The sequence below is a fragment of the Fibrobacter sp. genome, from assembly GCF_045112255.1.
GTDB lineage: Bacteria > Fibrobacterota > Fibrobacteria > Fibrobacterales > Fibrobacteraceae > Fibrobacter.
Map to the genome: position 1 here is coordinate 1 of NZ_JBGUHR010000026.1, position 20,979 is coordinate 20,979.

General features: G+C 49.8%; 19 protein-coding genes and 1 tRNA gene. 13 read left to right on the forward strand and 7 right to left on the reverse strand.

Annotated features, from left to right (window positions below; genetic code table 11):
• On the reverse strand, positions 1–1,707 hold a 1,707-nt coding region (htpG, locus tag ACJMM9_RS02580; protein WP_405323590.1), incomplete at its 3' end, for a molecular chaperone HtpG.
• A 298-nt stretch (positions 1,708–2,005) separates the two neighbouring features.
• Here htpG and ACJMM9_RS02585 point away from each other — a divergent pair.
• Positions 2,006–2,581, forward strand: coding sequence for a hypothetical protein (locus ACJMM9_RS02585; RefSeq protein ID WP_405323593.1), 576 nt, complete (start codon positions 2,006–2,008; stop codon positions 2,579–2,581).
• A 75-nt stretch (positions 2,582–2,656) separates the two neighbouring features.
• Here ACJMM9_RS02585 and ACJMM9_RS02590 read toward each other — a convergent pair whose 3' ends face one another.
• Positions 2,657–3,499 carry an undecaprenyl-diphosphate phosphatase gene (locus ACJMM9_RS02590; protein ID WP_405323596.1) on the reverse strand — a complete coding sequence of 281 codons (843 nt, stop codon included), beginning with the start codon at positions 3,497–3,499 and terminating at the stop codon, positions 2,657–2,659.
• Positions 3,500–3,654: 155 nt separating this feature from the next.
• On the opposite strand from ACJMM9_RS02590, the gene ACJMM9_RS02595 reads away from it, so the two are divergent.
• The gene (locus ACJMM9_RS02595) at positions 3,655–4,380 is read left to right on the forward strand and encodes a polysaccharide deacetylase family protein (protein WP_405323599.1); all 726 of its coding nucleotides are present in this window, start codon (positions 3,655–3,657) and stop codon (positions 4,378–4,380) included.
• Here ACJMM9_RS02595 and ACJMM9_RS02600 read toward each other — a convergent pair.
• The 3 genes from ACJMM9_RS02600 to ACJMM9_RS02610 form a co-directional block, all read right to left on the reverse strand.
• Positions 4,377–6,386: a M23 family metallopeptidase gene (locus ACJMM9_RS02600; protein ID WP_405323602.1), complete on the reverse strand. Its 2,010-nt coding sequence runs from the start codon at positions 6,384–6,386 to the stop codon at positions 4,377–4,379. The two genes, ACJMM9_RS02595 and ACJMM9_RS02600, sit on opposite strands and share 4 nt — an antisense overlap.
• A gap of 161 nt (positions 6,387–6,547) precedes the next feature.
• Positions 6,548–6,620, reverse strand: a tRNA-Ala gene (locus ACJMM9_RS02605).
• A 155-nt stretch (positions 6,621–6,775) separates the two neighbouring features.
• Entirely contained in the window at positions 6,776–7,324 is a 549-nt protein-coding gene (locus tag ACJMM9_RS02610) for a peptidylprolyl isomerase (RefSeq protein WP_405323605.1), read from the reverse strand.
• 366 nt (positions 7,325–7,690) lie between these two features.
• On the opposite strand from ACJMM9_RS02610, the gene pyrR reads away from it, so the two are divergent.
• The 9 genes from pyrR to pilQ all read left to right on the forward strand — a co-directional run bounded on the left by pyrR (position 7,691) and on the right by pilQ (position 17,151).
• Positions 7,691–8,248 carry a bifunctional pyr operon transcriptional regulator/uracil phosphoribosyltransferase PyrR gene (gene pyrR / locus ACJMM9_RS02615; protein WP_405323608.1) on the forward strand — a complete coding sequence of 186 codons (558 nt, stop codon included), beginning with the start codon at positions 7,691–7,693 and terminating at the stop codon, positions 8,246–8,248.
• A gap of 1 nt (position 8,249) precedes the next feature.
• A complete protein-coding gene (locus ACJMM9_RS02620; RefSeq protein WP_012820097.1) occupies positions 8,250–9,191 on the forward strand; it encodes an aspartate carbamoyltransferase catalytic subunit in 942 nt (313 codons plus the stop codon).
• Entirely contained in the window at positions 9,178–10,437 is a 1,260-nt protein-coding gene (locus ACJMM9_RS02625; RefSeq protein ID WP_405323613.1) for a dihydroorotase, read from the forward strand. The genes ACJMM9_RS02620 and ACJMM9_RS02625 overlap by 14 nt, the downstream gene beginning before the upstream one ends.
• A 9-nt stretch (positions 10,438–10,446) precedes the next feature.
• Complete coding sequence (locus ACJMM9_RS02630; protein WP_405323616.1) at positions 10,447–11,478, forward strand: PilZ domain-containing protein; 1,032 nt, start codon at positions 10,447–10,449, stop codon at positions 11,476–11,478.
• An 89-nt stretch (positions 11,479–11,567) separates the two neighbouring features.
• A complete protein-coding gene (pilM, locus tag ACJMM9_RS02635) occupies positions 11,568–12,716 on the forward strand; it encodes a pilus assembly protein PilM (protein ID WP_405323619.1) in 1,149 nt (382 codons plus the stop codon).
• Entirely contained in the window at positions 12,716–13,327 is a 612-nt protein-coding gene (locus ACJMM9_RS02640) for a PilN domain-containing protein (protein ID WP_088639417.1), read from the forward strand. The genes pilM and ACJMM9_RS02640 overlap by 1 nt, the downstream gene beginning before the upstream one ends.
• Before the next feature lies 1 nt (position 13,328).
• Positions 13,329–13,934 carry a type 4a pilus biogenesis protein PilO gene (locus ACJMM9_RS02645; protein WP_173467633.1) on the forward strand — a complete coding sequence of 202 codons (606 nt, stop codon included), beginning with the start codon at positions 13,329–13,331 and terminating at the stop codon, positions 13,932–13,934.
• Positions 13,934–15,682, forward strand: a complete 1,749-nt coding sequence (locus ACJMM9_RS02650) for a hypothetical protein (protein ID WP_405323624.1) — start codon at positions 13,934–13,936, stop codon at positions 15,680–15,682. Before ACJMM9_RS02645 ends, ACJMM9_RS02650 begins: the two co-directional genes overlap by 1 nt.
• Positions 15,679–17,151: a type IV pilus secretin PilQ gene (pilQ, locus tag ACJMM9_RS02655; protein WP_405323627.1), complete on the forward strand. Its 1,473-nt coding sequence runs from the start codon at positions 15,679–15,681 to the stop codon at positions 17,149–17,151. Before ACJMM9_RS02650 ends, pilQ begins: the two co-directional genes overlap by 4 nt.
• A 121-nt stretch (positions 17,152–17,272) precedes the next feature.
• Here the strand turns inward: pilQ and holA are convergent, their stop codons facing one another.
• Both holA and greA read right to left on the reverse strand, forming a co-directional pair.
• Positions 17,273–18,241 carry a DNA polymerase III subunit delta gene (holA, locus tag ACJMM9_RS02660; protein ID WP_088630233.1) on the reverse strand — a complete coding sequence of 323 codons (969 nt, stop codon included), beginning with the start codon at positions 18,239–18,241 and terminating at the stop codon, positions 17,273–17,275.
• Between the two features lie 3 nt (positions 18,242–18,244).
• On the reverse strand, positions 18,245–18,712 hold the full coding sequence (greA, locus tag ACJMM9_RS02665; protein ID WP_088639421.1) for a transcription elongation factor GreA: 468 nt from the start codon (positions 18,710–18,712) through the stop codon (positions 18,245–18,247).
• Between the two features lie 74 nt (positions 18,713–18,786).
• Between greA and argJ the strand changes: the two genes are divergently transcribed.
• Positions 18,787–20,004, forward strand: coding sequence for a bifunctional glutamate N-acetyltransferase/amino-acid acetyltransferase ArgJ (gene argJ, locus ACJMM9_RS02670; RefSeq protein ID WP_012820087.1), 1,218 nt, complete (start codon positions 18,787–18,789; stop codon positions 20,002–20,004).
• 218 nt (positions 20,005–20,222) lie between these two features.
• Positions 20,223–20,963: a hypothetical protein gene (locus ACJMM9_RS02675; RefSeq protein ID WP_405323632.1), complete on the forward strand. Its 741-nt coding sequence runs from the start codon at positions 20,223–20,225 to the stop codon at positions 20,961–20,963.
• Positions 20,964–20,979: the final 16 nt, after the last annotated feature.

Here is a 20,979-nt window from a genome sequence, read left to right on the forward strand (position 1 = left end):
TTCCAAGATGCGCTTGGACTTCGGCAAGTTCTTCTGGCCCATGGCCTTCATCATGCGTTCCATCTGGGCGCTCATGGCGTCTTCGCTAGTCACGAGGCAGCACGGGCTGTCCTTGAGGCGGCTAGACACGCGGACTTCCTTGATGTCTGCATCCAAGACCTTCTGCAAGTCTTCGCAGAGACCCTTGAATATACCCTTGTTTTCTTCTTCGGCCTTCTTTTCTTCTTCGGTCTTTTCGAAGTCCACATCGCCACGGGAAATATCGTGGAACTTCTTGTCGCCGAATTCCGTAAGGCTGGACATCATGAATTCGTCGATGCCGTCGCTCATGAGCAATACTTCGTAGCCCTTGGCCTTGAAGGCTTCGAGCATCGGGTTCGACTTAATGGCGTTCTTGTCGCCCACGAGGTAGTAGATTTCCTTCTGGCCTTCCGGCATGCGCTTTACGTATTCGTCGAGGCTTACGAGAGCGTCGCCTTCGGTCTTGGTGCTTTCGAAACGGAGCAACTTCTTGAGTTCGTCAAGATGTTCCCAGTTCATGTAGAAGCCTTCCTTCAAGACCATGCCGAGTTCGCGCCACCAGGCGTTGTACTTCGCGACATCCTTGTCGGCCATGTTCTGCAAGGCGTCGAGCACCTTCTTGATCACGTGCTTACGGATGTTCGTGATAATCTTGTTGTTCTGCAAAATTTCACGGGACACGTTCAACGGCAAGTCTTCGGAATCGACCACGCCGCGCACAAAACGCAACCACGGCGGCAGCAGATCCTTGCAATCGTCCATGATAAAGACTTTCTTCACGTAGAGCTTGAGTCCGTGCAAAGCGTCGTTGTGCCAAATGTTGAACGGGGCCTTCGACGGAATATAAACGAGGCTCCAGAATTCCTGAGAACCTTCGGCGTGGCTGTGGCTCCAGGCGGCCGGTTCGTCAGCTTCGTGGCTGATGACGTTGTAGAAATCCTTATACTGTTCTTCGGTAATTTCCTTTTCGCTCTGGCGCCACAAAGCGGTCTTGTCGTTCAAACGTTCTTCGGGCTTTTCTTCGAGTTCGCCCTTGTCGTTCTTGGTGGCTTCCGGGTGGAAGTAAATGCCATAGCTCACGAAACCGCTGTACTTCTGGACGATGTCCTTGATCTTCCATTCGCTAGCGAAATCATCGGCGTCTTCGTCGTCCTTGAGATAAAGCGTAATCTTCGTGCCGACCTTGTCGAGTGGGGCTTCAGAAATTTCGAAATCGCCCGTGCCTTCGGAGCTCCACAAGTAACCCTGCGTTTCGCCGGCCTTGAGCGTCAAGACTTCGACCTTCTTTGCAACCATGAATACGGAGTAGAAACCCACACCGAACTGACCAATCAAATCGACGCTGCTCTTGTCGGCGTCTTTCAAGTTCTTGATGAAGTTCTTGGTACCGCTACGGGCGATCGTGCCCAAGCAGTTGATCAAGTCTTCCTTGTTCATGCCGATACCGTTGTCTTCAACAACGAGGCGCTTGCCTTCCTTGTTCACCGAAATATCGATGCGCAACTGAGTGCCCACCGGGAGGAGGCTGGAGTTCGAAAGCGAGAGGAAACGACGCTTGTCGAGTGCATCTGCTGCGTTAGAAACCAATTCGCGGAGGAAAATTTCCTTGTTGCTGTAAAGAGAATGAATCATCAAGTTCAGCATGTCGCGAACTTCGGTCTGGAACTCCATCTTTTCTGTTGCCATTTTAATCTCCTGTTTTAGACGAAAGACTAGAGACGAAAGACGAAAGATTAATTTGGCGCTTTGCGCGGTATATAAGGTTTCGTGTTAAGGTCGCTGTTTTTCGTTCACTGTTAAAATTTTAAGCGGTTGTAACCATTGGCTAGTTTCAAAATGAAACAAAATGATTGTTCCGCCTTGTTTTCGCGTTAGTATATGCAAGAACCGTGCCAATGGTTTGTGAAGAAAAAATGACAGAAAGATTGGTTTTTTATACTTGTATTTTTTAAATTGTATGAAAACCTATTTTTTGGAGCAAAATATGAAAAAGTTGTTTTTCCTGTTGATTCTTATGGCTGCGGCCCAGTCATTTGCAATTTATGTTGATGCTGGCCTCGGTATTGGTGATGCGTCATCATCTGTTAATGGTAATAGCTATGAGGACCATTGCCCCAAATGCAGTGATCTTGCTGTTACCCTGAATGTTCGTGTGGGCGAAAAGATTCTTCCCAATTTATGGGTTGCTGGGGAACTTTCCGGTGTCGGAAATCGCTACGGGGCAGACCTTGTTGACGGATACGGTCACAAGGAAGAATTCTATACTCAGTTCAATAGCTATTACCTGGGTCCTAGCGTCATATTCTACCCAATAGATCATCTCCACTTGTCGGCTTCGCTTGGCTTTTCCTGGACGGCAAATTCTTCTAACTTCTTGTCTGAAACGTACCAGGATGGAAAAGGTGTCGCTTTTGCATTGTCGGTTGCTTATGATACCGGAAAATCAAATGGTGCTTTACTGGGGATGAAGTTCTACACGTCTCATGTGTCGATGAGTCCTTCTCAGAAAAGCTTGTCAACGACCGGTCTTCTGTTCTTTGTGAATTTTGTGCATAAATAGTTTTGAAGCTTAAATAGCAATAAAAGAAAAACCCGCTTTGTTGAGCGGGTTCTTTTGTTATATGCAAAAGCTTGACTACAAGAGGATCAATCCCAGGATGCCGACTGCCCAGACGTACCAGGCGAAGTGCTGGAACTTGCCTTTTTGGACAAAGTTCATAAGCCACTTGAGGGCGATGACACCGAAGATAAATGCGACGACCATGCCGACCAGGAGTTCCGGGGTGAATCCGCCGGCGTCAACGCACTTCAAAGCTTTTTCCGGGTCGAGGAGTGCCTTTTCTGGAGTCATGTTTTGGCATTTGATCCACTTGATGCAATCGAGGAGGGCTGCTCCGCCGACGGCGGGAATGCTCATGAGGAAGCTAAATTCGCCAGCGTACTTGCGGTTCACGCCCATGAACATCATGGCGCTGATGGTCGAACCGCTACGGCTGATGCCCGGGATGCAGGCGATGCCTTGCACGGTGCCGGTCACGAGAGCGCGCCACCAGTTCATCTTGACGCCTTCGTTATCCGGGTGCTTGGCGCCGGTCGGTCCCCACTGCGATGTGAAGAGCAGAAGGCCGGTGAAAAGTTCTGCAACGCAGACGGCGCGCGGGTTTTCGAACAGGCCTTCGAGAGCGTCCTTGAAGCCGAGGCCGATAAGCGCTGTCGGAATGCTTGCGAGAATGATGTAGCCTGCTTCGCGGAGCTGGTCGCGGTCACGGCGGAGGCAACCGACGATGATGTCCGTTATCTTCTTGTGGAACACTACGAAGATTGAAAGCAGTGTGCCTGCGTGGAGCATGATATCGAAGAACATGCCTGCTTCGTTCATGCCTAAAAGTTCGTGCCCGAGCACTAAATGGCCGGAGCTGGAGATGGGGAGAAATTCGGCGAGGCCCTGCAACAGGCCGAGAATGATAGATTCGAACATAGTAAGGTAAATGTAGCTTTTAGACGAGAGGCGAGAGACGAAAGACGAGAGAATTTGAGTTATTTGATTGCGCGAAGCGCCATTATTCCTCTTTCGTCTCTAGTCTGTAGGACCGAAGGTCCGTTCTTTCGTCTAATGTTACTATCTTCACTGCCATGTGCAAGCGTTTTCTCCTTTGTTTTCATGATCTTAGCGTCTGGAACTACCAGAAAGTGACCCCGATTCTTGAAGAACTCAAGGATTTGGTTGGAGGGCCTTTTAGCTTACTCGTGATTCCCGATACGGAGAATGCTACAGATGATGCCGTTAAGGGTTTTCGTGCGACTCTCGCCAGATTCAAGTCCGAAGGCTTTGAACTTGCGCTGCATGGCTTTAAGCACAAGGCTGAATTTAGCCAGGGCCGCAGTTACGCTGGGCTGGTGGGCATGAATCTCACGGGTGGCGAGGCTGAATTTGCGGGGCTTTCCGAGTACGAATCGAGCCGCCTTTTGCAAGCGGCTCTAGAATCCTGGAAAAAACTGTTTGCCGATGAAAATGGAAATGCAGAAGCGCCAGTGGCGTTTGTTCCGCCGACTTGGTTTAGCAACAAGTTCTTGTCAAGGCAAGTCCGTGCTGAAAAAATGTTGTACGAAGACCGCTTCTCGCTTACGACCGCCGAAGGCGTTCGCTATGCATCGCCGGTGGCGAGTTTTGCAGGCATTCCGAAATCTACAGAAGGTGCTGCTTTTGTGTATGCCGAAGGTATTTTGAAATTCCCGTTCGGCGTTCCACGCATTGCCGTCCATCCTGTTGATTTTCCGCGCTTAAACGACAAAATCCGTGATCTTATTCGGCTTGCGCTTGGTTGCAAGCGCCGCCTCACGCTTTACCGCGAACTTTAGAATCCCGGGATTAAGATTTCCTTTTTAGTCTTGCGCTTGGAATCGTCGGTGATTTCTATGGTGATCGTTTCGCCTGAGTCGGGGAGGGCGTCACCGAGTAAGATGATTTCGCGCGGCTCGGAATCGTATTCAGCTGCAATCCATTTGTTTTTGTACTTGACCGTAATTGCGTTTCCGTCCGGGATTCCAGCGTATCTCGAATAAAGTGGAATTTTAAGCGCTGACTGAAGGCGTCCTCCGACAAGTGTTTCTGTCCAATAAGGGAAGCCGAGTGAAAATCCGTCTTCATCGGAGATGTTGGCTAGATCTCTGAGTTCATTTGTTGTTGCGCAGCGGTTCTTTCCGCCTGTCTGCTTGTCGAAATAGAACCATCTGCGAGTTGTTTCTCCAAGCCAGTAAAGCGGGGCCGGGCTGTCGTCGTTTTCGATGCATACATTCCACTTGCCGTAGAACTGTAATCCCTTCGGATGGAATTCGTAAAAGTCTACGCTATCCGTTTGATTGCGCGTGACGGCGAGAACGCGTTGCGATGTATCGCCAACAACTGGAATGCCTGAAATCTTCTGGGAAATTTTCACGTTGCCGACTTTGGTGTACCAGTTTATGCTTGTCTTGTACTTGCCGTAAGGATAAATTGAAATGAGTTCGTTCACGCTGCGGCCAGTGCCTGTGGAGCCTGCATCGGCGCTGTAGCGGATAAATCTTGTTTCGGGGAACGTCTCGACGATTTTTCCAATCGGGAGTGGCTTACTGTGGTCGAAAATCTTGCAGAGGTCGTTGTTGATGGGCTGTTCATCCTTGTTCAGTGCGACGAACTTGTAACCCGATTCGCAACGGTAAATGTCGAGCATGCTCTTGCTCAAGAACGTATAAAGCGGCGTGTTCTGGTTTTTGGTAAGGACAAACTTGCCGTTGCTTTTGCAGGACTTGTGGAAATTGAATTCTCGCTTGATGATGTGTCCGCTAAAGTCTTCGATTTCGAGCCTGTAAGTTGAAATAGGACCGAGCTTAGCGTTGATGTAGTGCCAGTCGCCTGCGGTATCGGCTTCTTCTGCCCAAAGAAGCTCATTGCGGATATCAATCATCTTTTTATAGCTGAGGTTGTCCATGACTTTGCTATAGATTTTGTCGTTATAGCGCCACAGTTCGAGTCGGCGGATGGCCATCGGATTTTCTTTGGGTTCGCGGCTGTAGTCGGCAATCTTGATGGCCATGGACAAGTTAAACTCGTTCTTGACGGGCGTTTCGACGCAGCCGTTGCGGAGAGCGTCGTCGGTTGTGAGTGTAAGTTCGTTTCCTTGCCAAACGGCGACTCCAAAAATTTGCGGTGCTATGGTGTCGAGACATTTGACGCCGAGTTGGCAGGGCGAAGTGATGTCGTCTTTGTTCAGGCGGACTTCAAGATGCAAATGAGGATTTCCGATTCCTGTGCTTCCGGAAAATGTGAGTGTGTCGCCTTTGCGGAATCTGGTGTTTGGCTTGATGGAAATGTCGTTACTCTTGGTGGCGTACTGCTTTTGCTTGATGAGGTCTTCTATAGTCTGTGTGAAGCTGCTCTGGTGGGCGAATACCCAGGTCTTGCCGCTTTCGCCTTCGAAGAACATGACCTTGCCATAACCGAATGGCGAAATCTTGATTTCCCTGACGTAACCGTTCTCTGGAGCGTAGATTGGCCAGCCTTCTTCCATTTGTGTGGAATAGTCGATACCGGCGTGGTAGCGGGTGCCGCGATTTTCGCCGAAGGAAGATGTAAGATAGGCGTCGCGGTTGAACGGATCGTAAGAGAATGGTTCGACGTACGATTCAGAAATCAGCTCGGCAGGAGGGGCTGCTCTTTCGGAAAAGTCCGTATTGTCAAGCTTCGCTCCTCGTTGAACTGCGATGCAGTCCTCATAGGCGAACGCGTCCATTTTGGAGGCGTCGCAGACGGTGTTTGCGTTATCGGCGAAGCATAAAACGCTCCCGATGGAGAGAACGAGCGGAATTTTTTTTGTAAGCCTGACCATAGTGTTGAATAAAATACAAAAATATTATTTTATAATGACGGGCTTGTCCAAAAAAGTAATAGATTTTCGTGCTATTCTACCGATGTATTTGTTTTGGTTATAGCGGGGGGAGAATTTTGTACAAAATGAAAAAGACCCGCTTTTTAAGCGAGTCTTTTTAGTGGAGCTAAGGAGAGTCGAACTCCTGACCTCCTGCATGCCATGCAGGCGCTCTACCAACTGAGCTATAACCCCGAGGACGCGCACAAATATAGAATGAGTTGATGCGCGTGTCAAGGGTGCTTTGGAAAAATTTTAAAAAAATTTTCCAAAAATTAGGATTTCGGAATTATGAATTCGGAATTTAATAACTCCTAATTCCGAACTCCGATTTCCTAATTTCTAATTAACTAGGCCTTTTCGATCGTGACGGATTCGATGATCACGTCGTCGTACGGGCGGTCCATACGGTCGGTATCGACGCCGGCGATTTCGTCGAGCACTTCGAAGCCTTCGTAAAGCTGGCCGAATACGGAGTAGCCGTCAGCCGGACCCGGGCCGCACTGGTCGTGGTCGAGGAAGTGCACATTGTTGCCGTGGACGATGAAGAACTGGCTGCCGATGGAGTGTGGCATAGCAGTCTTTGCCCAGCTGAGAGCGCCACGGACGTGGGTGAGGCGGCTGTCGTACTTGTCACCGATGGTGGAACCCGGACCCTTGGCGGCGTGGCCACCGGTGCCGTTTTTACGGGTAAAGTCACCGCCCTGGATCATGAAGTCCTTGATGATGCGGTGGAACGGAGCGCCGTCGTACTTGCCCTGCTTTGCAAGTTCGATGAAGTTTGTTGCACATTCGCCGACGATTTCTTCGAAAAGGCGGAGTTTCATGGTGCCGTGGTTGGTTTTCATGATGGCGATGGTTTCGCCTGCCTGCGGTTTGTCTAACTGATTAAATGCCATTTGGGGGACTCCATTAATTGTGATTAGTGGTTAGTAAACAGTGATTAGTTTTTGGCAAAAAGCTGTTTTCGCCTTATATATACAAATATAGCGGGTGTTTTACAACTTTCCAAAGCAAATCGCCCCTAAAAAATCTACATTCTCGTTGTCATCTGATACTTATGTTATGACTGAGGAATGAAAAATGAATGTAGTCCTTCTAGAACAGTATGGATCCCCTCCCAAACGTAGATACGAGAAATTATGGTTCCCCTACGCTTCGCTTCGAGGATGACGGGGTCGAGGATGACTCATTTAAGTTCTGGACTCTATATTCTATGAACTGAAACCTAATCACTGACAACTTCCTACTGTCTATTTATTAATATGAACGATAACTGCAAAAAAGTAAGCGAGCTTCTTACGGCGCAGACGATGGAATTTGCGCTGGACGAGATGGCGGCGAAGATTGCGAAGATGCATCCGTCCGCCGAAAATATGATCGTGCTCGGCATGGCTAGCCGCGGTATTCCGCTTGCTAAAAAGCTCACCGAACGCCTGACCCAGAAATTTGGCAAGCCCATCGAAATGGGTAGCCTCGATGCCACGTACTACCGTGACGACTTCCACTACCGCAAGAAGGTGGCGACAGAAATGCGCTTTACTGAAATGCCTGCCTCGGTGGAAGGCAAGACGGTCATTCTTGTGGATGACGTGCTCTACACGGGCCGATCGGCACTTGCTGCCATGCGCTCCATTTTGGACCTTGGTCGTCCGGCGGCTATCCGCCTTTGCGTACTTGTGGATCGCGGTCACCGTGAACTCCCGATTGCACCGGATTGCGCAGGCCTTACGGTCGAAACCGCTAGGAACCAGGAAGTCCGCGTGGCAATTGAACCCATTGATAAAGAAAATTCCGTTTATCTCGTAGAAGTGGAGGCGTAAAGTGAGCGCTTTGGAAATTAAACACCTGTTTGGACTTCGTGGAGTGTCCAAGCATGATATCCGCCTGATTCTGGACCATGCAAAACAGTTCCGCGAAATTCTCGAACGCCCGGTCAAGAAGGTGCCGAGCCTCCGGGGCATGACGGTCGTGAACTTGTTCTTCGAGAACAGCACCCGTACACGTACCAGCTTTGAACTTGCCGAAAAGCGCCTCTCTGCCGATACGGTGAACTTCGCAAGCTCGAATTCCAGCGTCAAGAAGGGCGAAACGCTCGTCGATACGCTCAGAAACATCGAAGCCATGAAGATTGACATCGTGGTCGTCCGTCACAAGGGGACGGGGGTTCCTAAGTTCCTTGCCGATAACAGCAACGCGATTATCGTGAACGCTGGCGACGGTGCCCATGAACATCCGACGCAAGCTCTCCTCGACATGCTGACGATCGAAGAGAAGCTTGGAACGCTCGAAGGCAAGAACGTGACGATCATTGGCGATATCCGCCACAGCCGTGTGGCTCGCAGTAACCTTTGGGGCATGTCCACGATGGGCGCTCACGTGACGCTCTGCGGACCTTCGACGCTTGTACCGCGCAACACGGACCTCATGAACCACGTGACGTGGGAACCGGACGTGAAGAAGGCAGTTGCAAACGCCGACGCTATCATCGCTCTTCGCTTGCAGAAAGAACGTATGGATGACGCTCTCCTCCCGAGCATGCGCGAATACCGCAACACGTTCGGCATCACGGAAGAACTCCTCGAATGCGCTAAGGACAAGGTCATCATCATGCACCCGGGTCCGATCAACCGCGGCGTGGAACTCGATTCCGACATCGCCGATGGCGAACATTCTGTAATTCTTGATCAGGTGACCAACGGTGTCGCCGTCCGTATGGCCGTTCTCTTCCTTTTGGCTGGAGGTCGCAACAATGAAAATGCGTAAACCTTGTAAGGGTCGTCTTGTGAATGTCGTTCTGAAAAATGCAAAGTTCTGGAACGGCAAGTCTTTTGAACTTCAGAGCGAAGTTCGCCTGAACGCTTGCGAAAACGCCGAAACGGTTGAGTTTGACTGCAATGGCGCGCTTGTGATGCCGGCCCTCTTTGGCCTTGGCCTTGACTTTATGGAACCGCTCCGTGACGATGTCTACACGTTTGCCGATGGCTTCGATGCTATGCGCAAGGGTGGTTTTTACGGTGGCCTTTATGAAAGCGCTGCAAACCCGATTGACGATGCTGACAAGTTCACTGCGATGGTGAACCGCTTCAAGTCCGAAGAACGCGGCGAAGAAGCTTTCGATATCAAGTTCCTCGGTGCTTACAGCAAGGGCTTTGGCACGGATAGCTTGGCTGAAATGGTCGAACTTGCCGAAGCTGGAGTCGCAGGCTTTGGCGACGGTAACGGTGTCATTCCGCATTCCCGATTCCTCCGCCTTGCGATGGAATACGGCAAGATGACGGGCAAGCGTTTCTTCTTCCAGCCGATGGACAAGACGCTCCGCCACAGCGGTTGCGTTCACGAAGGCGCCTACTCCGACATGCTCGGCATGAAGGGCATTCCGCGCATTGCCGAAACGATTGCCGCCTACACGGTTCTTGAAACTGCTCGATTCCTCCAGGTGCCGGTACACTTCAAGCAGGTCACTTGCGGTGAAACTCTTGAACTTGTCCGTAACGCCCGCAAGAACGGTATCGATGTCACTTGCGATGTGAACTTGTACCACCTGCTTTTGGACGATTCCTGCCTCGAAACGCTTGACTCCGCATACCATATCCTCCCGCCGATCCGCTCCGCTGCAGACCGCGAAGCTCTGTGGCAGGGCATTGCCGATGGTACGGTCAATGCGATTAGCGTGAACCACACGCCGGTACTCCGTCAGGATACGGTTGTGAACTTCGAAGACTCCGTGCCGGGCGCACTCTCCCTGGAAGTTGCTCTCCCTGCTATTTGGAACAAACTTGTTGCTAAGGTGGGCGAAGTTCGTGCTATCGAACTCCTCTCGACCGCTCCTGCTCGTTTGGCGGGTGCAGAATCAGCCGGCGAAAGCGTGGTGGTGCTCGCTCCGGAAAAAACGCACAAGGTTCTCGAAAGCGACTTTGCAGGCCATGTCTGCAATTCCCCGCTTACGGGCAAGGAACTGCCGTCTTCCATCCTCGCAAGCTACATCAACGGGGTCTGGACAGAACTGTAGTGAGGTCTGATGACTAGCGAGTTTCAAGAAGTCTGGAGAATTTTCCAGTACTATATCCTTCCGGTTCTTCCGTTTGTCGCATTGGTGCTGATTGAAGTTCAGCTCATGTACAACCGTCGCGAAAATGAGGTGATGTTTGGTACAGATGCGTTCAACGAGAAGATCAAGGCGTTTGAATTTACGCCCAAGGAAGTACGTACCCTGGAAAAGCTCGTGCGTTCGTCCAAGTTCGAAAACAAGGACGCTGTGCTGAACTCGTCAGGACTTTTTGAAGCCGCTGTCTCGGAATTTTATCGCATCCGCAATGTGTTTTCCGTCCGTGACGAAACGCTTGAAGCGATCGCGGGCTTGAGACGCAAAATGGATTTTACGGGATCCAATCCTTTGACGATGGTCTGCTCGACGAGACAGTTTAACGTGGATGATCGCGTGGATTTGGAATTTGAAAGTGGACAGGTCTTTAAGCGTGCAAAAATTCTTGAACGCTCTGAGAAAACCTGGAGTGTGAAGATTGATGGATCTGTTTCTCTAGCCAAGACATTGCAGGGTTCGCGTGTGCTGATCCGCTGGACTCGAATGAACGACGCCGTTTATTCAAAGAGGCTTGTGGTTCTTGCCGCTACCCCTGATAAAGTTGTTTTTACGCATTGCAATCAACTGGATAAGGAACAACTGCGTAAGTGGGTCCGTGAAGTTGTCGATTTCCCGGTGACCGCAACATTTCCGAATGGGGAAAAGCATTCGGGAATGCTTTATGACCTTTCTGCTGGTGGTATTTTGCTTGGGCTTGCTGTTGATTGCAAGCCGGACCAGGAATTCTCGATTTCGTTTGAGCTTCCGACGTTTGGTGTGCAGACCGTGGATGTTAAGGTTCTGAACAACCTGGGACACCGGAATCCTGATTATCCGCTGTACAATTCCATTGCGGCGGTGTTCACCGGATCGTATGCATGGACTCAGGAACGAGTCCTCCAGTACATTTTTGAGGTTACTCGTAAAACGAAGTCGAAGAAAAACGAGGTAAATAGCGTAACAACTTAGATTTATGTGATTTAGAATTGATTTTCTCTTGACATTCGATGTTTATGAAAGTAAAATTTACATAGTATTGTTACTTATCGGAGTTTATTTTGGCTTTAGGATTGATTGCTAGAATTCGTGGAGAGCGCGAAACTGTTGGCATAGATGTTGGCCACTACAGCATCAAGTACGTTAAGGTCTATCATGATGCTAACGGTAAAAGGATTGTGCGCGAAGTGGATTTGGAACCTGTACCCGCAGGCTCCATCATCAATGGTCTTATCCAAAGACGTGATTCCGACGATTTGACTGCAGAAAAGGGTGCGAAGAAAGAAAAGGACGGTTTCGACAAGTTGGGCGAAGCCTTCTCCAAGCTTTTGCTCCGTCATCCGCTTGATGAAAATGTGGATGTTGTTGCTTCCGTGAACTGCGGTGCCGGTGAAGGTGGCGTACTCGTCGATCGCCTCTCGATCAAGGTTCCGAAGAACGGTAACGAAGAAGCCATTATCGTTCAGACGGCGCAGTCTCGTCCGCCGTTTGACGATCAGGACAACGTGCTGGACTACGAGGTCGTATCTCGTGAAGGCGACGAAGTCAAGGTGAATGTGGTTGCGGCAAAGAGTTCCATGCTTGATTCCTGGGCGCAGTTCTTTACGCGCAAGGGCATTAGACTTTCGGCGCTGGATGTCGATATCTTTGGTCTTCTGAATTCGTTTGTTATGACGGCTTCGGACGAAGAACGCAAGAAGACAACCGCTATCTTCAATATTGGCGATAACAAGATGAGCGTGGGCTTTATTCAGGATGGTGCGTTCCATTCCGTACGATCTATGAATGGCGGTTCGCTAAATGTTATCATCAATAAGCTGTCTTCAAGCCTCGACATTCCTGCCGAAAAATGTCATGAAATGTTTGAGAAAAACGATTTGAAGGTTATTGAAGGCGTGGCTATTTCGGTTCTCGAAGATGCGATGAAGGTGGCTTTCGAAGAACTGATGTCCCAGATTACTTTTGGTATCCGCTATCATTCCTCTGCGGAAGATTCCCGTCCGCTCGAAAGGATCTTGATCGGTGGTGGTGGTGCTGCCGTTCCGGGCCTTCTGGAATATATTGCCGAGAAGACTGGCATTGAAACGGCTACAGTGAACCCGTTCCGCTCTGTGGAATGCGATTCCAGTGTGGTCGATAAGGAAGGCATGTCGGTTGCCCTGTCTAACATTTACGCCCCGGCTTTGGGACTTGCAATGAGGAAGTTCTAATGGCTACGAAGAAGAATAAAGGCGCCAACAAGGCGCTTGCGATTACGATCAACCTTTTGCCAAGCGATCACCGCAAAAAGCAAACGGACTTGACTTGGCTTACGGACCGCCGCGTGGTGTGGCCGACAGTCTTTTTCATTGTCGCTATTTTTGTGGCCTTGTTTGTTTACGCTTATACGTTGCAGGAAATTTCTAGCAAGACTGCTGAACTCCAGTCTGTGCGTTCTGCAGTTGAACGTGAACGCCCGCTGCTCAAGAAAATCAGCGAACTTGAAAAGAACCAGTCTATCATTAATACCAAGATCAATGCGCTTAAGTCTATTCAGATCAGCAAAAAGCGCTGGGTGGTGCTGTTCGAAAACATTTCGTCTGTATTGCCTCCAAACATGTGGCTTACCAGCGTTTCGCAGGTGAGCGAGTTCAACCTCGAAATGAAAGGGACGACATTCGACTTTTCCGAGGTGGCTGAATACATGGTCAAGCTCGAAAAACAGGTCAGCGTAAAGAAAGTCTCGCTGGTGACTATTTCTACAACGAAGGTCGATGGCGACGAAGCTTACAGCTTTACACTCAAGGTCGAACTCAATCGCGATCTTGGAGAGGAGGGTTGATATGGGCAACCTTAATATTGACTTTAAAGACAAGAAAAATATTTACTGCATCGTGATGATTGCAGTTATCTTGTTGGGTATATATGCTGGCTATACGTATATGTGGGATCCGTTCCAGAAAGAATACGAAAATCTGGAAAGCCAGAGAATATCGGCCCAGAAGGAACTGGATAAGATCAATTCCAAGAAGCATCGCGTGGCAGAACTAGAAATGCAGCTCGCACAGGCCGAAAAGGATTTCCAGAAGCTGAAGGAAATGTTCCCGGAAGAAGAAAAGGTGCCGCTCCGCTTGCAGGACCTCTATTCTGTGCTTCGCAGTTCCGGTGTGCAGATCCAGAAGTTCAATCCTGAAGGACGTTCCGAAAGGGAACACTACATCGAGAACCGCTATTCCATTGCAGTCAATTCCGGTTACCACATGCTTGGCTACCTGTTTGCCGAAATTGCAAACTTCAATTACCCGACTGCGATTACGAACTTGAGACTTTCTCGCTATTCCGGCATCGCTGCCGAGGTGCAGAAGGCTGAAACACACGGTTGGACTCCGATTACCATGTCGGTGAATTTCAACTTGACCACTTATACATCCAAGAAGGTTGGCAAATAATGAAATGCAAGTTCCTTCTTATGCTGTTATCGAGTGCCGTGGCTTTACAGGCTGCGCTGATTAAGGATGTTCGTTTCAATTGCGCGAACAATTGCCAGATGGAATTCCAGTTTGCCTCTGACAAGAATTTGCCGACATTTTATCAGAAATACGATAACGCTTCCAACACTTTGACGGTTGGTTTCTCTGAATCAGACTTTGCTCTTGGCGTCGGTAAGTACGATGTCGATCCGTCTTCGTTGTTTGTACGTTCCATGAGGGTTTTCAAGGAAGCGTACCGCGGCATGGATTTCTTGAAGATCGAGATCAAGGTCGGCGCTTCCGTCAATTCGGACAAAAACGCCATTGCTCTTAACAAGTCTAGTTTCCTTCTGAAGTTTGCGGGTTCGAACGGTAAGTCCTGGACGCTGTCGAAGCTTTATGCCGCAAATAAGAAAGCGGCAGAAAAGGCTGCCCGTGAAGAGGAAAAGCGCCTCGCTGCTGAACGCAAAGCGGCAGAAAAACAGGCTGTGTTAGACCGCAAGGCCGCCGAAAAGCAAGCCGCTCTCGATCGCAAGGCTGCCCGCGAAGAGGAAAAACGCCTCGCTGCCGAACGCAAAGCGGCTGAAAAGGCGGCTGCCCAGAATATGGCCCCTGTTCCTGTGCCCGTGGCCCAGGCGGGAGCTTCCGCGTTGCTTCCGGGAATCAAGGAAATGACAGTCCTTATCGGTTCTGGCATGGAACAGTTCCGATTGGAGGCGGATACTCGCCTTAGCATAGACAAAGTTTCTATGCCGAATGCATCCTTTGTGATCAAGATCTCGGTTAAGGGTCCTGAAAGGTCGCCTGTGTTTAAAGTGAGCGCCGGCTCTCTTGTGAAGTCGGTGTTCTGGGATATGGATGGTCTCAATATCCAGCTTTCAGCCGGTGCGAAGCCTGTGATTCTTGTGCAGGAAGGTGCATTGATCCTGCAGACTGCTGAAAATGCAATCCGTCGCGATGGATTTGTCTTCTGGAGCGCCCGTCCGAATGGCATTTATGTACGCGACTGGATGAAGTCGCCGGATGCGGTCTCGGAATTTTCGGACTTTGTGAAGACTTACGAAAAGGAAAGCAAGAAGGTTGTTTCTAGCGTTCAGACGTTCCATTTGCGTCCGGTCGTGCGAGAACTGATTGTTGTTGCCGACGAAACAGAATTCTATGCGGCTCCGAGTGAAAAGGCTCAGGTGATGCAGCGCGTGGTCTTTGGCGACCGCCTTGTGAATATGGACTTGAACGGGCTTTATCGCAAGGTCCAGGTGGGCAACAAGATTGGTTACGTGAACCGCCGTGCGGTAAGCTTTACCGATGAACTTTCTGCAGTGCAGATGGAACGCCTCAAGAAGGTGGACCAGGAACGCGGTGAAATGCTCACGCAGGGCATGAAACCTGTTGGAAGCGCCCTCGATGAACTTTATGAAGACCGCGTGACTTATAGTTCGTTTGGTCGTCGCGATCCGTTCGTAGAAATCAAGGGCTTGGTCGAGGAAGGTATCAACATCGACCAGGTGGAACTGGTGGGTATTATTTGGGAAGCCGAGGAGCCGGTGGCTATCCTCGTCGAAACCAAGAATCCGAGCGTGTCTTATACGATTAAGGAAGGCGATAAGATCATGAACGGAAAAGTTCTTAAAATTACACAAACTGATGTGCTCTTCTTGATTCAGGAATTCGGGGTGAGCCGTCGCTACTCTATGGGTCTTCCCGATAAATTTGGGGGTCAAAAGTGAAAAAGCTGACTAAAATTCTGACTATTCTTATCATGGTGGCAAGTTTTGCTACTGCGTGGGCTGCTCCTGCCGAAGGCTCCGTTGCTCCGAATAAGAAGTTATATGATTTCAACTTCGTCAACATGGACTACGAAGCCATTTTCCGCTCTGTGTCGGTGATTGCAGGTGTGGACATTTTGATTGCCCCGGATGTCAAGGGCAAGATCAGCTTGCGTGTGACCAAGAAGACCTGGCAGGAAACTTTGGACATTATTTGTAACATGAATGACCTTACATGGGTGATTCAGGACAAGTACATTTCTATCCAGCGCTTGAGCACGTATCAGGCAAAGCAAAAGAAAATTGCTGACGAAGAAAATCAGGCTGAACAGACGGCGCCTCTTGTCCGCAAGAATTTCCAGGTACATCACGCCAAGGCCGATGAACTTGTCAAGGTGCTTGAAAGCATGAAGTCCAATCGCGGTAAGATTTCTGTCGTGGAACGCACGAATTCCATCATCGTTTACGATACTGAAAGCAAGATCGAGCAGATGGGCAATGCCCTTACCGAACTTGACGTTGAAACGCTCCAGATCATGATTACGGCTAAGCTTGTTGTCGTGAACAGTGAACTGGCCCGTGAACTTGGTGTGGACTGGACTGCTGCGGTGGGGTCTGCAACCCTTACTCCTGGTACTGCTGCTCTTCCGGGTGCTGCTGAGGCCGGTGCAAGTCGAATCAGTGGTGCTATTAAGTCCTTCCCGAACGGAACTTCTCCGGCTGTGGGCAAGGCTAGTACCGCCATTACGGCAAGCCTCCTCGACAACAATCTCCAGATTGCCATTTCGAACTTGATGGGTGATGCTTCTACGGAAGTGCTCGCCAGCCCGCAGGTTTCTACGCTTGATAACACGGAAGCTCAGGTGTTCATGGGTGACAAGGTCTCCATCCGCGTGATTGACGATAGCGGTGAATCTTCGACCAAGATGGTTGAAACCGGTATCAAGCTCACGGTGACGCCGCATGTTTCTGGCGACAACCGCATCTTGCTCGACCTCCATCCGGAAAACAACTCCTATGGCTATGACGAAAAGGGCGAAGTCGTGATTTCGACCCAGGAAGCAAAGACCAAGGTGGTCGTGGCTGACGGTGAAACGGTCGTGATCGGTGGCCTTACCCGTAATGAAAACACGGAAAGCGAAAGCGGTATCCCGTTCCTCAAGGATATTCCGCTGCTTGGCAACCTCTTCAAGTATAGCCGCAAGTCTATCACGAAGAAGGACCTCGTGATCTTTGTTACTCCGAGAATCATCCGCAACTACATCGGCAATGTCGATATTTCTGAAAAGTCCGAAGAGACTTCCAGTGTTGCCGCTCCGGAACTCAAGCCGGTCGATGAAAAGATCATGGAATCCCCGGTGGTGACGGGTGAAACCCCGGAAGCTCCGGTTCCGGAAAATTCCCACGACGATGATGGCTGGAATCAGTAATTAATGAACTTGTCTCCCGGCCTCTTGCCGGGATCAAATAAGAATGCGAAAACCCTGGCTCTGCCAGGGCTTTTTTTTAGTCTTTCGTCTGCCAGTCGCGTAGCGACGTTCTGTATTCTAATTATCGCACGACGAGTGCGGCGAGCGCGAGTTCCTGGCTCATGCGGGTAGGGCACTTGCCACTCTTGATTTCGTAATTGAGGTCGGCGAGGCGGCGCAGAACGCGCACGAGGAGCGGCTTACGCCAACGGCGGCAGCACTCGGCGGCTTGGCCTTTTTTCACGAACATGTAGTAGTTCTTGCCGATCTTTTTGGCGGCTTCTTCGGGCGAGACGCCTTTTGCGGTAAGCGAGCCGTAGTTCAAAAGCGAGAGCGCGTAGTTGTACAGCGTGTTCGAAATACGGATGGCATCGACGCCGCTGTTCAAGAGTTCGTTCAGCTTCTGGACGTAAGCCTTGGCATTCTGCATGCCGAAGAATCCTTCGATCTCGTAGGTCGGGATATCGCGCTGGGAGACGACCATCGTTTTCACGAGGTCGAGCGTAATCTTTTTGCAGTCCGGAGCGTAGAGGATGATTTTCTCGACTTCTTCGCTCACGAGCTTGGTGTCGTTGCCGAGCGCTTCGGCGAGGTACTGCGATGCCGCAGGCTCGATCGCCTTGTTGAAGTGCGTCGGAACGACGGCTGAAATCCAGTCGGCCATTTCGTATTGCTTCGGAACGTCGAACTTTTCGACCTTGCCAACTTTTGCGAGCGCCTTGTAGAGTTCGCTGGAGGCGAGAAGCGTTTCAAAATCGAAGAGCAACTTGCCGCTTGCCGCGTGGGGGAGCCACTTGGCGAGCGCTTTCATGTCGTCGGTCTTGAGGGCTTCGGCTTTGCGTACGACGATGACCTGTTCTGGCGAGAACATCGACACGGAATCGCATGCTTCGATGATGACATCGGAGATGGAGGCGATGTTTGTGTCGGTGGCGTACAGCACTTGCTTGGCCATCGGATCTGAAATCCGGTCGCCAAGAGTCTCGGACAGAAATTTTTCAATCCGCTTGTCCTTGCTGAACTGGTCTTTGCCGATGAGCGTTACGAACATGGATTACTTGAAATCGATAATTTCGAACTGGTTCTTGCCCTTGGGCGTTACGACTTCGACGGTATCGCCGCGCTTCTTGCCCATGAGGGCTGCACCAATCGGGCTCTTAAAGCTGATCTTGCCGTTGAGGGCGTCGGCTTCTTCGGGAGAGACGAGCTGGTACACGATATCGCGCTTGGTCTTCAAGTTCTTGGCGGTGACTGTTGCGCCGAACTTGATAGTATCGGAGTTCGTATCAAAAGCAATCACCTGGGCACGGGCGAGCTGGTCCTGGAGCTTCGGCATTTCGATGTTATCGATAGCGGCGAGGCGCTCCTTCGCGGCATGGTATTCAGCGTTTTCGCTCAAATCGCCTTGTGCACGGGCATCAACTAATTCTTGAAGTACGCGGGGACGTTCAACATTTTTTAAATTTTCAAGGTCCTTAACGAGCTTGTCGTAAGCCTCTTGTGTAAACATGATCTTTTCCATGCTCCATAAGGTAAAAATTTTAACGGGCCTTGCGAGCCCAGAATCGCAAAGAAAGCTTCTTTTTAGGAGATACTATGTACACTGTGTTGGAAAAAGGCGGCGTTTGCTCCCCCAAGGGCTTTACCGCATCTGGAATTTGCGCCGGAATCAAGGCCAGCGGCAATGCCGATATGGCTCTTCTCAAGAGCGAAAAGGCTGCCCGCTGCTTCGCCGTTTTTACCACCAATAAGGTGAAGGCTGCTCCGGTCCTTTACGACAAGGCCGCTTTGGAACATGCCCACTTTGCATCTGCTGTGATCGTGAACAGCGGTAACGCTAATGCTTGCACGGGCGAAAAGGGTTATGCCGATGCTGAACGCATGGCAGTCCTTACCGAAGAAGCCTTGAAGCTCACGCCGAAGAGCGTACTTGTTTGCAGCACGGGCGTGATTGGCCACCTGATGCCGATGGACAAGATCGAAGCCGGTATCCCGAAGCTCGTGGAAAAGCTCCATGAAGATGCTTCCGAAGAATTCGGCCGCGCTATCCTCACGACGGACCTTGCTCTCAAGAGTCACGCTGTGGAAATCAAGACGGAAAAGGGTGTGGTGACCATCGGTGGCGCCTGCAAGGGTTCTGGCATGATCCACCCGAACATGGCTACGATGCTTGCCTTCATCACGACTGACCTTGCTTTGCCGATTGACTTCTTTGCTGAATTCCGCGCCAATATTGCTGACTCCTTCAACGCTATTACGGTTGATGGTGACACCAGCACGAACGACACTTGCATCATGCTTGCTAACGGCATGAGCGGCATCAAGTACGAAGACCTCTCCCTCAGCGAACAGGGCGAATTCCGCGCTGCTTTGACGCTCGTGATGCAGAGCCTTGCAAAAGACATTGTCCGCGATGGTGAAGGTGCTACAAAGCTCATCGAACTCCGCATTGAAAAGGCTGAAAGCCACGAAGAAGCTCTCCGCATGGCACGTTTCATCGGTACGTCGAACCTCGCCAAGTGCGCTATGTTCGGTGAAGACCCGAACTGGGGCCGTATCCTCAGCAGTGCTGGTTCTAGCGGCTGCAACATGGTTGCCGAACACACGGACCTCTACTTCGGTGAAGTGAAGGTTCTTGAAGGAGGCCGTCCGGTACAGCTGGATGAAAAGCAGACGGCTGCACTGCATGCCGTGGTTCGTCAGCGTGAATACAAAGTAACGCTCGTGCTGAACATCGGCCAGGCTTCTGCAAGCGCATTCACCTGCGACTTGAGCTACGGCTACGTGAAGATCAACGCAGAGTATACTACGTAGTAGGAAGTAGGCAGTAGGAAGTAGACAGTGATTTGTCTTCTTTGACCTAGTCTCCCCGGACATCGCCGGGGTAGCCTTTTTTAAAGCTTCTCGGATATGCTCCGGGAAGTTTTTGTTTTATCTGTCATTCTGAGAAATCTTTGATTTTGAAGAATCTAGAGATGTTTTGAAATTAAATTATATTTATCTTTTCGTATAAGTTTTTGATGGAGAATGGAATGTCCATTTTGATGAAAAATGTGCTTGCTACCGTGATGCTCTTGGCTTTAATGTCTTTTGCACAGAGTGATGGAAAACAGCAGGAGCGTTTTGTTTTCCATACATTTAGTATTGCGCTTTCGATGGATTTGGGCGGAACGTGGACCCAGTATAGCAATTTAGAATACGAAGATAGCTTTACTCGTGATCGTGATTTAAACATGGATATGACTATGGGACTTCAATTGAAGTGGACTCGTGATTTGGTTTATCAAAATGGTTTGTCTTTTGAGGTCGGAGCAGGAATTGGTTTTATTAATTTCCCTGTGAATGAATCCAAAAATTATTCTTATTATGATCCGTATGCGCATATGAATCAAATTGATTCTCGTTTTGATTTGAATGCAAAAGTTGGATTGGGCTATGCTCCGTTTGCAAATGATTTCATATTAGCGGTACATGCTATTCTTGGTGTTGATATGAAATACTTTGGAAAATCTTACCAGGATTTCACTGAAGATATTTCAACGTGGCTGTTTAATTTTGTTGGAGGTGCCGATATTGTTGTGGGGTATCGAATTACGGAACGGCTTGGAATTAATGCGGGTGTAGATGTGGCTGTGAATTTGTTCGGCTTTGGATATAGAACGAAAGAATATAGTTATAGTAACGATAATTTTGAAACAATCGATTATAAACTCAATCATGTCTTTTCAGGATTTCAGATTGTTCCGCGCGTAGGCGTTTCGCTTAGATTTTAATAGGTGTTTCCTCTAG